Annotated in this window: 12 protein-coding genes and 1 tRNA gene; 5 read left to right on the top strand and 8 right to left on the bottom strand. The window is 59.2% G+C overall.

Going from position 1 to position 11,792, the window contains the following annotated elements; genetic code table 11:
• Window position 1 precedes the first annotated feature (1 nt).
• Window positions 2-1,690 (top strand): choline dehydrogenase, encoded by a 1,689-nt coding sequence (gene betA / locus FEZ21_RS20695; protein ID WP_003440560.1) that lies wholly within the window; start codon window positions 2-4, stop codon window positions 1,688-1,690.
• Window positions 1,691-1,874: 184 nt separating this feature from the next.
• Here the strand turns inward: betA and FEZ21_RS20690 are convergent.
• From FEZ21_RS20690 to FEZ21_RS20675, 4 genes are all read right to left on the bottom strand, one after another.
• A tRNA-Gly gene (locus FEZ21_RS20690) sits at window positions 1,875-1,948 on the bottom strand.
• Between the two features lie 107 nt (window positions 1,949-2,055).
• Window positions 2,056-2,913 (bottom strand): alpha/beta fold hydrolase, encoded by an 858-nt coding sequence (locus FEZ21_RS20685; RefSeq protein ID WP_003440562.1) that lies wholly within the window; start codon window positions 2,911-2,913, stop codon window positions 2,056-2,058.
• Window positions 2,914-2,990: 77 nt separating this feature from the next.
• Window positions 2,991-3,683: a pseudouridine synthase gene (locus FEZ21_RS20680; protein ID WP_003440564.1), complete on the bottom strand. Its 693-nt coding sequence runs from the start codon at window positions 3,681-3,683 to the stop codon at window positions 2,991-2,993.
• Window positions 3,684-3,716: 33 nt separating this feature from the next.
• A complete protein-coding gene (locus tag FEZ21_RS20675) occupies window positions 3,717-3,938 on the bottom strand; it encodes a cysteine-rich CWC family protein (RefSeq protein WP_160628322.1) in 222 nt (73 codons plus the stop codon).
• 204 nt (window positions 3,939-4,142) lie between these two features.
• Between FEZ21_RS20675 and FEZ21_RS20670 the strand changes: the two genes are divergently transcribed.
• Window positions 4,143-4,442 carry a hypothetical protein gene (locus tag FEZ21_RS20670; protein ID WP_003440568.1) on the top strand — a complete coding sequence of 100 codons (300 nt, stop codon included), beginning with the start codon at window positions 4,143-4,145 and terminating at the stop codon, window positions 4,440-4,442.
• 84 nt (window positions 4,443-4,526) lie between these two features.
• Entirely contained in the window at window positions 4,527-5,219 is a 693-nt protein-coding gene (ung, locus tag FEZ21_RS20665; RefSeq protein ID WP_003440570.1) for a uracil-DNA glycosylase, read from the top strand.
• A 5-nt stretch (window positions 5,220-5,224) separates the two neighbouring features.
• On the opposite strand, the gene FEZ21_RS20660 is transcribed toward ung, so the two are convergent.
• Genes FEZ21_RS20660 through FEZ21_RS20645 form a run of 4 tightly spaced genes read right to left on the bottom strand, consistent with a single transcriptional unit; the run spans window position 5,225 to window position 9,261 of the window.
• On the bottom strand, window positions 5,225-6,259 hold the full coding sequence (locus FEZ21_RS20660; RefSeq protein ID WP_003440574.1) for an AbrB family transcriptional regulator: 1,035 nt from the start codon (window positions 6,257-6,259) through the stop codon (window positions 5,225-5,227).
• Complete coding sequence (locus tag FEZ21_RS20655; protein WP_003440577.1) at window positions 6,252-7,766, bottom strand: tripartite tricarboxylate transporter permease; 1,515 nt, start codon at window positions 7,764-7,766, stop codon at window positions 6,252-6,254. Before FEZ21_RS20655 ends, FEZ21_RS20660 begins: the two co-directional genes overlap by 8 nt.
• Window position 7,767: 1 nt before the next feature.
• On the bottom strand, window positions 7,768-8,226 hold the full coding sequence (locus tag FEZ21_RS20650) for a tripartite tricarboxylate transporter TctB family protein (RefSeq protein ID WP_160628320.1): 459 nt from the start codon (window positions 8,224-8,226) through the stop codon (window positions 7,768-7,770).
• A 57-nt stretch (window positions 8,227-8,283) separates the two neighbouring features.
• The gene (locus FEZ21_RS20645; protein ID WP_160628318.1) at window positions 8,284-9,261 is read right to left on the bottom strand and encodes a tripartite tricarboxylate transporter substrate binding protein; all 978 of its coding nucleotides are present in this window, start codon (window positions 9,259-9,261) and stop codon (window positions 8,284-8,286) included.
• 450 nt (window positions 9,262-9,711) lie between these two features.
• Here FEZ21_RS20645 and FEZ21_RS20640 point away from each other — a divergent pair, with 450 nt between their 5' ends.
• The gene (locus FEZ21_RS20640) at window positions 9,712-10,383 is read left to right on the top strand and encodes a response regulator (protein WP_003440586.1); all 672 of its coding nucleotides are present in this window, start codon (window positions 9,712-9,714) and stop codon (window positions 10,381-10,383) included.
• Window positions 10,376-11,782, top strand: coding sequence for a sensor histidine kinase (locus tag FEZ21_RS20635; protein ID WP_127195992.1), 1,407 nt, complete (start codon window positions 10,376-10,378; stop codon window positions 11,780-11,782). Before FEZ21_RS20640 ends, FEZ21_RS20635 begins: the two co-directional genes overlap by 8 nt.
• The last annotated feature ends 10 nt before the right edge of the window (window positions 11,783-11,792 follow it).

Below are 11,792 nucleotides of genomic sequence, written 5' to 3'. Positions count from 1 at the left end.
CATGAACAATAAAAAATATGACTACATCATCATTGGCGCGGGCTCTGCCGGGTGCGTGCTGGCCAACCGTCTGACCGAAGATGCGGACGTAGAGGTGCTGGTCCTGGAGTTCGGCGGCAGTGATCGCAGCGTGATGATTCAGATGCCGAGCGCTTTTTCGATGCCCATGAACACCACCCGCTACAACTGGCGCTACGAAACCGAGCCGGAGCCTTACCTCGACGGACGTCGCATTCACTGTCCGCGCGGCAAGGTGCTGGGGGGCTCATCCTCCATCAACGGACTGGTCTATATCCGCGGGCATGCCTATGACTTTGATGAATGGGAGTCCCTGGGTGCCGAAGGCTGGGGCTACCGTAATTGCCTGCCGTATTTCAAGCGTGCCGAGAGCTGTGATGCCGGCGGTGATGCTTATCGCGGCGGCAGCGGCCCGTTGCATACCAGCAGTGGCAACAAAATGAAGAACCCGCTGTACGGGGCGTGGGTCGATGCCGGTGAAGAGGCGGGTTACATCAAGACCGACGACTGCAACGGTTATATGCAGGAAGGCTTTGGTGCCATGCATATGACGGTCAAGGACGGGGTTCGATGCTCCACGGCCAACGCTTATTTACGCCCGGCCATGGAGCGTCCCAACCTGACGGTGATCACCCGGGCGATGACGCGCCAGATCGTGCTCGACGGCAAGCGTGCAGTGGGGGTGAGCTACGACCACGGCGGCCAGACCCATACCGTGCGCTGCTCCCGGGAAGTACTGATCTCGGCGGGGCCCATCGGTTCGCCGCACCTGTTGCAACGCTCGGGTATCGGTCCGGCTGCGGTACTGAACAAGGCCGGGGTGGTGGTCAGGCATGATCTGCCCGGGGTCGGCGAAAACTTGCAGGACCACTCGGAAATCTACATTCAGTACGCCTGCAAAGAGCCGGTGACCCTGAACAGTAAAATGGACCCGCTGAGCAAGTTGATGATCGGTTTGCGCTGGCTGGTCTGCAAGGATGGGCTGGGTGCAACCAACCACTTTGAAGCCGGCGGTTTCATTCGCTCGGGGCAAGGGTTGCGCTGGCCGGACATTCAGTTTCATTTTTTGCCGGCGGCCATGCGTTATGACGGTAAAAAGCCGATCAAGGGGCACGGCTTCATGGTGCTCACCGGGCCGAACAAACCCAAGAGCCGTGGCCATGTTCGAATTCGCTCGGCTGACCCTTACGAGCATCCCGAAATTATCTTCAACTATTTGCAGCGTGAAGAGGACCGCGAGGGGTTCCGTCGCTGTGTGCGGCTGACCCGGGAAATCATCGGCCAGCCGGCGATGGACCGCTTCCGTGAGAGCGAAATCGCTCCGGGTCCGAATGTGAACACTGATGCCGAGATTGACCAGTTCGTACGTGAGAACCTTGAAAGCACCTACCATCCGTGCGGCTCGTGTCGTATGGGTGAAGACGACATGGCAGTGGTGGACTCACAACTACGGGTACGCGGGATTGAGGGGCTGCGGGTAATCGATTCATCGGTCTTTCCAACCGAACCCAACGGCAACCTCAACGCCCCGACCATCATGCTTGCCGAGCGGGCCGCAGATCTGGTTCGCGGGTGCGGGATGTTGCCTGAATCCGATGTGGTGGTGGGCCTGGCTGCGCAGTGGGAAACCAGCCAGCGGCCTTCGGCACCAGTGAGAAATGTCAGGGTTTAAATCTTCAATGTGCTGTGCAGCAAGTGCGTCGTGGCTTGCTGCCGGCCATGAACCAGGCTCGCGAAACTGCCGCGTCAGGCTGACGGGGTGAGCTTGCAGGGAAGGTGTTGCTCTGATGAGCACAACAGCGTTTTGGTTTCAGGTGTTCGGGGGGGAGTTTGCTGCGTTTGCATGGAAGCAAAAGTGGAGCGGGTAGAGGGAATCGAACCCTCAACTAAAGCTTGGGAAGCTTTCGTTTTGCCACTAAACTATACCCGCTCAGAGCGGCTGACTTTGTACCAGAAGTCGGCCTTGATGAGAAGTTTTTATTCCTGAAATTGTAAATTTCAAGCGCATTCATTCCCTCTCTTACCCTTGGCACTGCATCAGCGGCTCGCTGCCAGATGCTCAGCGTGTGCCGGCTGCAGAAAACCGAGCATGGCGGCCTTGCTGATATGGCTCGCTGATTTGTGCTCCATATCCAGAAAGTGCCCGGTGTTTTCCAGGCGAACAAACTGACTGTTCTCAATCGATTGGACAAAGTGTTGCGCGTCGCTGGCCGAGGTGTACTCATCCCATGCGCCATTGATGAACAGCACCGGGATCTCGATACCGCTGGCCGTATCAAGCAAGCACGGCTGGTCACAGGTCAGCACCTGTTCGATGTGAAAATGCATTTGTGCGTACTCGTGCTCGGCCAGGCTGCTGACGTGTTTAAAGTTGAAGCGCTTGAACAGCGAGGGTAAATGCTTGCCCAGGGTATCGTTGACCAGGTTGCCCACTTGTGTGCGGTTGCAGTCAGCAAGGCAGCGCCGGCCACGCTCCAGGTAGTCGCGCATGGGCCCGTTGATGAGGGGTGAAAATGAACTGATCACGGCCTTCTCGATGCGCCGTGGTGTGCACGCCAGGGCTGTCAGCGCGGCAGTTCCGCCCCACGAAAACGACATCAGGTAATTCGCCGAAAAATGCTCGATCAACTCCAGAAGCATTTGCGCTTCAAGTTCCTTGGTCAGCATTTTCTGATGCCGGTTGTGCGGTTTTGATTTGCCGGCATAGGGCTGGTCGTAGAGCACGACGTTCAGATGCGGGTGCAGATTCTTCACGGTCTGGGCAAACGAGGCGGTGGTGGCCATGGAACCGTTGACCAGAATAATGGTGTTTTCGGCAGTATCCGAGCGATAGAACTCGGTGTGAATTCGATATTGACCTTGAACATCGAGCACTTTGATTTCGGGCTTGAGCATGGCGTCAGACTCCAGTGAACCGAGTGTCGGCAAGACCGAGGATGCACCGGCTATATGACAGTCATGCGGACACGGGGTCAGAACAGATCGACTTCCTGGGGGCTCAGGGGCCGGTACTGGCCGGGGGCGAGCTGGCTGTCGAGCTGCAATGGCCCGATGCTCTCCCGGTGCAGGTGAACAACCTTGTTGTTGAAGTAGCCAAACATGCGTTTGACCTGATGGTAGCGTCCTTCAACGATACTCAGGCGTGCACTGCAAGGGCCCAGCAGTTCGAGCCCGGCGGGTTGTGTTGTCAGGTCTTCATAGGCGAAATAGACCCCTTCATTGAACCTGGAGACATACTCCTGGCCTATGACTTGTTCTGTCTCAACGTAATACACCTTGGGCAGTTTGGTCTGCGGCTGGGTCAGACGGCGTGACCATTGCCCGTCATTGGTAATCAGCATCAACCCGCTGGTATTGAAGTCCAGCCGGCCAGCAATATGCAGTTCCTGCTTGTCCGGTTCATCCAGCAGATCGAGGACTGTCGGATGTTCCGGGTCCTGGGTGGCGCTGACGCAACCGGGGGGTTTATGCAGCATGAAATACCGCGCAGGTTTGCCAGCCTGCAGCAGCACGTCATCACATTCAATGCGACTGAAAGCCCGTATTTCATGGTGTGGATCGCAGACGATGCGGCCATCGACCCGTATCCGTTTTTCGATCAGGAGCAGGCGGACCTGTTGGCGGCTGAACTGGGGCAAGTTGCTCAGAAAACGGTCTACGCGCATGACGCTCGATCACAAAAAATAGAGACAGGCATCTTACCCGAGGCGTTCCGGTTGCGCGGGCAGCAATTGGTTTTGCACCTGCGCGCAGCGGGGACACAGGCAGGCCAGGTCTTGCTGGGCGAGTGGCAAGGCTTGCAGCACCTGCGGGTCGATACTGACGCTGTAGCACCAGCAGGGTTGTTCCGCGGTATTGGCGCTGGCCATCGAGCAGTCGTTGCGAGCCCCGCAGGCAGGGCAGAGATCAGGCGTGGTCATGGCTGGGGTCCGGTGATTGACCCGGCTATTGTATGCCCTTCGACGGGAAGCAGGCGCAGTGATATGCCGCCCGCCACGCCGGTCAGAATTATTTGATCCGCGGCACCGAAACTGTTTTTCGTGGTCTTAAAAGGTGTGGATGGCATCGCCATTTACTGCCCCCGGCGCCGCCGGGTGTGCCCATCAGCGGTCCAGGAGGCCGCCATGTACCGTCGTCTGCTCAGCCTTGTTGTGCTTGCTCTGGCCTTGTCTGCCTGTGTGCCCTATTACCCGGGCTACAGCGGCTATCGCTCTGAGGTTTATGTAGCGCCAGCGCCTTATGGCTATGGTTATTACGGCCCTTACTACGGTCATTCCCGTGGCTACTATGCTGCGCCGCCACGCTATTACCAGGGTGCGCCGCACTATAACCATGGACCTGCTTATCCGTCGGGTCATGGATATGGCTACGGTAATGGCCACGGTTATGGTGGCGGTGGCCAGGGCCGGGGGTGGGACAGGTAGAGAATGCCCGGCAGATGCATTGATGAATTGACAATGGAGACGGGCTTTTCTAGTGTCCGCTCCATTGTTTTTCAGGATGTAGTCATGACGTCGGATGATCGTATAAAACTTGAACCGGTCTGGAAGCAGGCTTTGCGCGAGGAGTTCGAAAAACCTTATATGGCCCAGCTGCGCGAGTTCCTGCGCCAGGAGCATGCCGCCGGGAAGGAAATCTATCCGCCGGGCCCGCTTATTTTCAATGCCCTCAACCTGACCCCGCTGGACAAGATCAAAGTAGTGATTCTTGGACAGGATCCCTATCACGGTCCCGGTCAGGCCCATGGCCTGTGTTTTTCGGTCCAGCCCGGCATTCCCGTGCCGCCTTCGCTGGTCAATATTTATAAAGAGCTCAAGCGCGATCTGAATATCGATATCGCCACCCATGGCTGCTTGCAGCATTGGGCAGAGCAGGGGGTGTTGCTGCTCAACACCACCATGACAGTGGAGCGCGCCAATGCCGCGTCCCACGCCAAAAAAGGCTGGGAGCACTTCACCGACCGGATTATCCAGGTGGTGAGTGAGCAACAGCCCAAACTGGTGTTTTTGTTGTGGGGCGCCCATGCGCAAAGCAAACAGAAACTGATCGATGCCACCAAGCATCTGGTGCTGACCTCGGTACATCCTTCGCCGCTTTCCGCCTATCGGGGGTTTATCGGCAACGGTCACTTCAGTCGAACCAACAAGTTTCTTGAGCAAAACGGGTTGTCCCCGATCGACTGGAAACTGCCGCCGGCCTGAGGGCGTTAGTCCGGGCGAGGCCGTACCCAGTAGCGAAACAGGGGTTCGGCCAAAAACAGCACGAAGAGCAAACGCATCACCTGCAGGGCGGTGACCAGAGGTACCGACAACTGCAGGGTTTCTGCGGTAAGGCTCATTTCTGCGATACCGCCAGGCATCATTCCCAGGGTCATGGAGCGCAGATCCAGTTGTGTCAGGCTGCTCAGGCCGAGTGCGCACAGGCTGGCGATCAGCATCGTCAGCGCCGTACCTGTTAATGTGCGGCCGATGAAGGACGGGGCACGGCGAAAAAACGCCCGGTTGAAATGACACCCCAGTCCACTGCCGATCAACCATTGGCCCGCCTGGCTGCTGCCATCGGGCAGGCCTATGTGCAAGTTCCAATAAATACTGACGCTGGCGCTGACCAGCAGCGGTCCGAATAACCAGGGGTTGGGCTGGCGCAAGCGTTGCCAGAGCCAGGCCATCAGCGCACCGGCCGGAAACAGCAGGGCTAACCAGTAGAGGTTGACTGATGCGGGATGCAGCGCCGGAGCGCCTTCGCCGAGCAAGTACTTGAAGGCGGCCGGTACGCACAGCACCACCATCAGCACCCTCAGGCTCTGTCCGGCAGCGACCCGGCTCAAAACGGCACCATTGCGTGCGCCGAGATTGACCATCTCCCCCGAACCGCCCGGCATGCTGGAGAAAAACGCCGTAGCGCGGTCCTCTCCACTGCGGCGCATGATCCACACCCCGAGCACGCTCGACACGCTGGTGAGCAGCGCGCCGACAAAGATCAGGCCGAAATGCGCCAGCACCTGCTCCATGACCAGGGGGGTGAAGTGCAGGCCGATGCCGATGCCCACAATCCACTGCCCACATTTACGTCCGCCCGGAATCTCGGCCAGCTGCCACGGAGTCAGGCAGCGGACCAAAATGATCGCCAGCAACGAGCCGACCATCCAGGGAAGTGGCCAGCCGATCAGGCTGGCGAGAAATCCGCCGGCCAGACCGACCAGCGGCGTTCCCCACCAGTGCTTGAACCCTTGCTCAGGCATTGGCCAGGGCGCGGCGTTTGGCACTGCGCTTGCGCCAGATACGCAGAACAGGCATCAGCAGCATGATCGCGGTCAGTACCCAAACACCCAGGGTGATCGGGCTTGCCCACAGAATTTCCAGCGCGCCGTTGGAGATCGACAGGGCGCGGCGCAAGTTCTGTTCCATCAGTCCGCCGAGGATGAAACCCAGCAGTACCGGCGACAGCGGGAAATCGAGCTTGCGCAGGATATAGCCGAAGATGCCGATACCGATCATCAGGAACAGATCGAAGGTGGTGGCGTGGACGGCATAGACGCCGATGGCGGTAATAATCGCGATCACCGGCACCAGCGCCCAGTTAGGCACCGAAAGAATCCGGGTGAAGATGCGAATCATCGGAATGTTGAGGATCACCAGCATGATGTTGGCGATAAACAACGAAGCGATCAGGCCCCAGACGATATCCGGCTGTTGTTGAAACAGCAGCGGGCCGGGCGTGATGTTGTACAGCGACAATGCGCCAATCATCACAGCCGTGGTACCCGAACCCGGTACGCCCAGGGTCAGCATCGGTACCAGGGCACCGCAGGCCGAAGCACCGATGGCAGTCTCGGGAGCGGCCAGACCGCGCATGTCACCTTCGCCGAATTTGCCCGAAGTACCCGCCAGACGTTTTTCCGTCATGTAGGCCACGGCACTGGCCAGGGTTGCGCCTGCACCCGGCAGGACGCCCATGATGAATCCGAGCAGGCCGCAACGGATATTCACCACGAATACCGCAGAGGCTTCCTTGAAGTTGAACATCATGCGGCCGGTGGCTTTCACGGCTTCTTGCCCGCGATGGGTTTTTTCCAGCAGCAACAGGATTTCGCTGATGGAAAACAGGCCCAGTACCAGCACCACAAACTGGATGCCGTCAGTCAGGTGGATGTTGTCCCCTGTAAAACGGTAAACCCCGCTGTTGGCATCAATCCCCACCGTCGACAGAAACAGACCGATCAAAGCGGCGATAAATGTCTTGAGTGGACGATCGCCGGCCATGCCCCCCAGGCAGACGATGGCGAATACCATGAGTACGAAATATTCCGCCGGACCGAAGGCTATCGCCCATTTGGCCAGCAGCGGGGCGAACAGCACCATGCCGCAGGTGGCAATAAAGGCACCAATGAAAGAGCTCCAGGCGGACAGTGAAAGCGCCACGCCTGCCAGGCCTTTGCGGGCCATCGGGTAGCCGTCGAGGGTGGTCATTACGGTGGACGCTTCACCGGGGATATTCAGCAGGATCGAGCTGATACGCCCGCCGTACTCACAGCCCAGGTACACGGCAGCCAGCAGGATCAGCGCGGATTCGGGAGGCAGTCCCAGGGCGAAGGCAATGGGAATCAGCAGTGCCACCCCGTTGATGGGGCCAAGGCCGGGGAGCAATCCGACCACGGTGCCGATCAGGGTGCCGCACAGTGCGGTGATCAGGTTGTAGGGCGTGAGCGCGACGCCAAAGCCCTGGCCCAAATAGCCAAAAGTATCCATATCAGTTCTCCAGAACGTCGAGCAGGCCAAGCGGCAGCGGTACGTCCATGGCTTTATCGAACAGCAGATAAAGGCCGACGCTCATCAAGCTGATGATCAGGATGCCGGGCAACCAGCGGCCGCCATACAAACGTGCCATCGGGATGCCGACCAGCGCGCTGCTGAGGATAAAACCCAGGGGTTCGAAGGTGCCGGCGAAGACAAGTAACAGCAGGACACACAGGCCGATCTTGGTCAGCGTCTGGCGATCCAGCTGCGGGTCTTCTTCGCTATGCACCACAGGCGAGGGGCGAAAAATCATGTAGATCAGACCCAGTGCCATCAAGGCGAGCATGAGCAAGGGGAAGGCGCGAGGACCTACGGGCTCGTAGGAAAAAGCAGCCTGGTACGGCCAGGCCATGATCGCCAGACCGGCGCAGACGACGAGCAGGGCCGAGGCAAAAATTCGTTGTATGAGCATGGTTCACTCCTGGGATGTGCCCCGGTATTCAGGGGCACAGCCAGCGGTCAGCGGCGGTTACTGGATGAGGCCGAATTCCTGGGCCAGGGTTTTGTAGTCAGCCACCTGTTTTTTCACATAGGTGTCCAGCTCCGGCCCGGTCATGGCGAAGGGGAAGAGCTCGCGCTGATCACGCAGCTTGGCGAATTCTTCGGAAGCCAGCAGCTTGTCGAATGCGTCTTTCCACCACGCGTAGTCTTCATCGCTGACTTTTGGACCCAGGTAAAAACCGCGAACCACAGGCCAGACGATGTCGTAGCCCTGTTCTTTGGCGGTCGGGATGTTTTTCATTTCGGGCTCATCCAGGCGTTCATTGGCGAATACGGCGAGCAGGCGCATATCACCGCTCTGGATGTGCGGCATGGAGTCGGAAATATCGGTACTGCCTACCTGAATGTGACCACCCAGCAGCGCGGTTGCGATTTCACCGCCACCCTCAAGGGCAACGTAGCGCAAGTCCCGCGGATTGATTCCTGCCGCCTTGGCGATCAAGGCTGTTTGCATCCAGTCCTGGCTGCCCACGGTTCCGCCGGAGCCGATGACCACTTTGCCTGGATCTTTCTTCAGTGCCTGAACCAGATCATCGAGGTTCTTGTAGGGCGAATCATTTTTCACCGCAATCGCCCCATAGCTGGTACCCACGGCTGCGAGCCAGCGCACGGCATTTTCATCGAAGCGACCGAACTTGCCTTGCGCCAGGTTCAGCAATGAACCGCTGGACCAGGCCACCAGGGTGCCGGCATCGGCGGGACGCTGGGCGACCACGGCGTTGTAGGCAACGGCGCCCACTCCGCCGGGCATGTAGGTCACGCGCATCGGCTTGCTGAGCAGTTTTTCGTTAACCAGTGCACTTTGGGCCAGCTTGCACGTGAGGTCGAAACCACCGCCAGGCGAGGCCGGGGCGATGCATTCCGGGCGTTTCGGTTCTGCCAGCAGTTGGCCGGCGAAGAGCATGCAGCCGGCGGCAAGAGCTACGGTGCGCAGTGATAGATTCATGGTGTCTCCAAAGGAGTTTTTGTTTTTAGGGGGCAGCAATTGTTCGCTGAAAGCCGGTGGCGGCGGGAAACGCCCGTGCCGGGCTGGCGCCGTGCATCAGCTTTATTGCGCAAAACAGGGAGGCGACAAAAAGTCTTTCGCAAGGGAGCGGGAGTGTCGAGCCAACAGGGGAGAAACAGAAAGGCGGCGGGCCTTGGGCTGAAGAGTCAGCATGCAGGGTGCTCCATTATTGTTCTTATTGGCGAAAACGCTTCGAGGCGTTTTTCAGGGCGTAACGCGATGACAGTTGTAACTGTCCGTTTCCGGATCCTAATCAGCCAACCTTTCGCGAACCTTTCAGTTGCCTTTCATTGCTCTTTCCCGGTTTTCGCACTTCACAGTATTTCTGCCGTCTGTACACTCCGCGCAAAGAAAGGCCCCGGCCTGCACAAAAATAATGAGGTAAACCCGATGCGTGTACTTTTGGTCGAAGATCAGCTGCAGCTGGCCGAGAGTGTTGCCCAGGCCTTGAAAAGCACTGGTCTGACCGTGGATGTGCTGCACGACGGTGTGGCTGCCGACCTGGCCTTGAGCAGCGAGGAATATGCAGTGGCGATCCTGGATGTGGGATTGCCGCGCATGGACGGTTTTGAGGTGCTGGCGCGTTTGCGCAGCCGGGGCAAGACCTTGCCGGTATTGATGCTGACTGCCCGCAGCGATGTCAGGGACCGGGTTCACGGGCTCAATCTGGGGGCTGACGATTATCTGGCAAAACCCTTCGAACTGACTGAGCTGGAGGCCAGGGTCAAAGCCCTGCTGCGGCGCACTGTACTGGGCGGGGAGCGCCAGCAGCGGTGCGGATCTCTGGTGTACGACCTGGGCACCCGGCGCTTCACCCTTGGCGATGAACTGCTGATTCTCACCTCCCGCGAGCAAGCGGTGCTTGAGGCGCTGATCGCAAGGCCCGGCAGAGTCATGAGCAAGGAGCAACTGGCAGCCCAGGTATTTGGCCTGGATGAGGAAGCCAGTTCTGACGCTATCGAAATCTATATTCACCGCCTGCGTAAAAAACTCGACGGCCAGGCAGTAGCCATTGTGACCTTCAGGGGTCTGGGGTACTTGCTGGAAGGCCGCGATGTTTAAATTCGACAGCCTGCGCGGGCGCCTGCTGTGGAACCTCTCGCTGCTGTTGGTGGTATTGATGCTGGCCAGTGGCTTTAGCGCTTACTTCAACGGCCGTGAAGCTGCCGACACCGCCTATGACCGGACCTTGCTGGCGTCGGCGCGCACTATTGCTGCCGGGCTGTCACAGCGCGATGGCAGTTTGAGTGCCGATGTACCCTATGTAGCGCTCGACACCTTTGCCTACGATAGCGCCGGACGTATCTACTACCAGGTCAACGATATTCATCAGCGGCTGATTTCCGGTTATGAACAGTTACCGGCTCCGCCACCCGGTACCCCCCGTACCGATGATTACCCGGCCCTGGCGCGGTTTTATAACGGCCAGTATCTGGGACAGAACGTGCGGGTGGTGAGTCTGCTCAAGGCGGTTAGCGAGCCCAACATGAATGGCATGGCGGAAATCCGCGTTGCTGAAACCGACGAGGCGCGGGTGTCCATGGCGCGCAGCCTGATGGCCGATACGCTATTGCGCCTGGGCATGCTGGGGCTGGGAGCCTTGATCGTCGTGTGGTTTGCGGTAAGCGCCGCACTGCGACCGCTCGAGCGCTTGCGCACCGCCGTCGAGGAGCGCCAGCCCGATGACTTGCGGCCATTGCCGCTGGTGTCGGTCCAGCGCGAGTTGCGGCCACTGGTGCAGGCGCTCAATCACTTCACCGAGCGTTTGCGCGGGCAGTTTGAGCGCCAGGCGCAATTTATCGCCGACGCCGCCCATGAGTTGCGTACCCCACTGGCGGTGCTCAAGGCCCGGCTTGAGTTGGGTCTGCGGGCGAATGAGCCGCCCACCTGGCGCAACACCCTTGAACAGGCTGCCGATGACACCGACCGTTTGACCCTGTTGGCGAATCAGTTGTTGTCGCTGGCGCGGATTGAAAACGGGGCACGGGCCATTGCCGAAGGCGGTGCGCAGTTGCTCGATCTCAGCCAGTTGGCCCGGGAGCTGGGAATGGCCATGGCGCCGCTCGCACATGCCCGGGGCGTGGCCCTGGCGCTTGAGGCCGACCAGCCAGTGTGGATGCGCGGGGAGCCCACCTTGTTGAGTGAGTTGTTAAGCAATCTGGTGGATAACGCATTGGCCCACACTCCACAGGGCGGCAATGTGATTCTGCGGGTGACGCCCCATGCCGTGCTTGAGGTTGAGGACGACGGGCCGGGCATCCCCTTTGAGGACCGCGAGCGGGTTTTTGAACGCTTTTATCGGCGTAACCACCAGGTGGCAGGTTCGGGGCTCGGGCTGGCGATTGTCGGTGAGATTTGTCGGGCGCACCTGGCACCGATCAGCCTGCACGACGGTGAGCAGGGCGGGTTGAAAGTGCGGGTGAGTTTTGTGCTGGCCGACAGGCGGACGCAAACCTCGTAGTCGCTGCCGC

Origin of the sequence: Pseudomonas sp. 9.1(2019) (assembly GCF_009910445.1) — a bacterium.
Classification (GTDB): Bacteria; Pseudomonadota; Gammaproteobacteria; order Pseudomonadales; family Pseudomonadaceae; genus Aquipseudomonas; species Aquipseudomonas paraversuta.
This window is presented reverse-complemented; position numbering and strand designations above follow the sequence as displayed.

Bases quoted from the DNA above. Each gene is read 5' to 3' on its own strand.
- FEZ21_RS20645 (WP_160628318.1), bottom strand. From the start codon at position 9,261: ATGAATCTATCACTGCGCACCGTAGCTCTTGCCGCCGGCTGCATGCTC.
- betA (WP_003440560.1), top strand. From the start codon at position 2: ATGAACAATAAAAAATATGACTACATCATCATTGGCGCGGGCTCTGCC.
- FEZ21_RS20680 (WP_003440564.1), bottom strand. From the start codon at position 3,683: ATGCGCGTAGACCGTTTTCTGAGCAACTTGCCCCAGTTCAGCCGCCAA.
- FEZ21_RS20670 (WP_003440568.1), top strand. From the start codon at position 4,143: ATGTACCGTCGTCTGCTCAGCCTTGTTGTGCTTGCTCTGGCCTTGTCT.
- FEZ21_RS20640 (WP_003440586.1), top strand. From the start codon at position 9,712: ATGCGTGTACTTTTGGTCGAAGATCAGCTGCAGCTGGCCGAGAGTGTT.
- FEZ21_RS20650 (WP_160628320.1), bottom strand. From the start codon at position 8,226: ATGCTCATACAACGAATTTTTGCCTCGGCCCTGCTCGTCGTCTGCGCC.
- FEZ21_RS20635 (WP_127195992.1), top strand. From the start codon at position 10,376: ATGTTTAAATTCGACAGCCTGCGCGGGCGCCTGCTGTGGAACCTCTCG.
- FEZ21_RS20685 (WP_003440562.1), bottom strand. From the start codon at position 2,913: ATGCTCAAGCCCGAAATCAAAGTGCTCGATGTTCAAGGTCAATATCGA.
- FEZ21_RS20655 (WP_003440577.1), bottom strand. From the start codon at position 7,766: ATGGATACTTTTGGCTATTTGGGCCAGGGCTTTGGCGTCGCGCTCACG.
- FEZ21_RS20675 (WP_160628322.1), bottom strand. From the start codon at position 3,938: ATGACCACGCCTGATCTCTGCCCTGCCTGCGGGGCTCGCAACGACTGC.
- ung (WP_003440570.1), top strand. From the start codon at position 4,527: ATGACGTCGGATGATCGTATAAAACTTGAACCGGTCTGGAAGCAGGCT.
- FEZ21_RS20660 (WP_003440574.1), bottom strand. From the start codon at position 6,259: ATGCCTGAGCAAGGGTTCAAGCACTGGTGGGGAACGCCGCTGGTCGGT.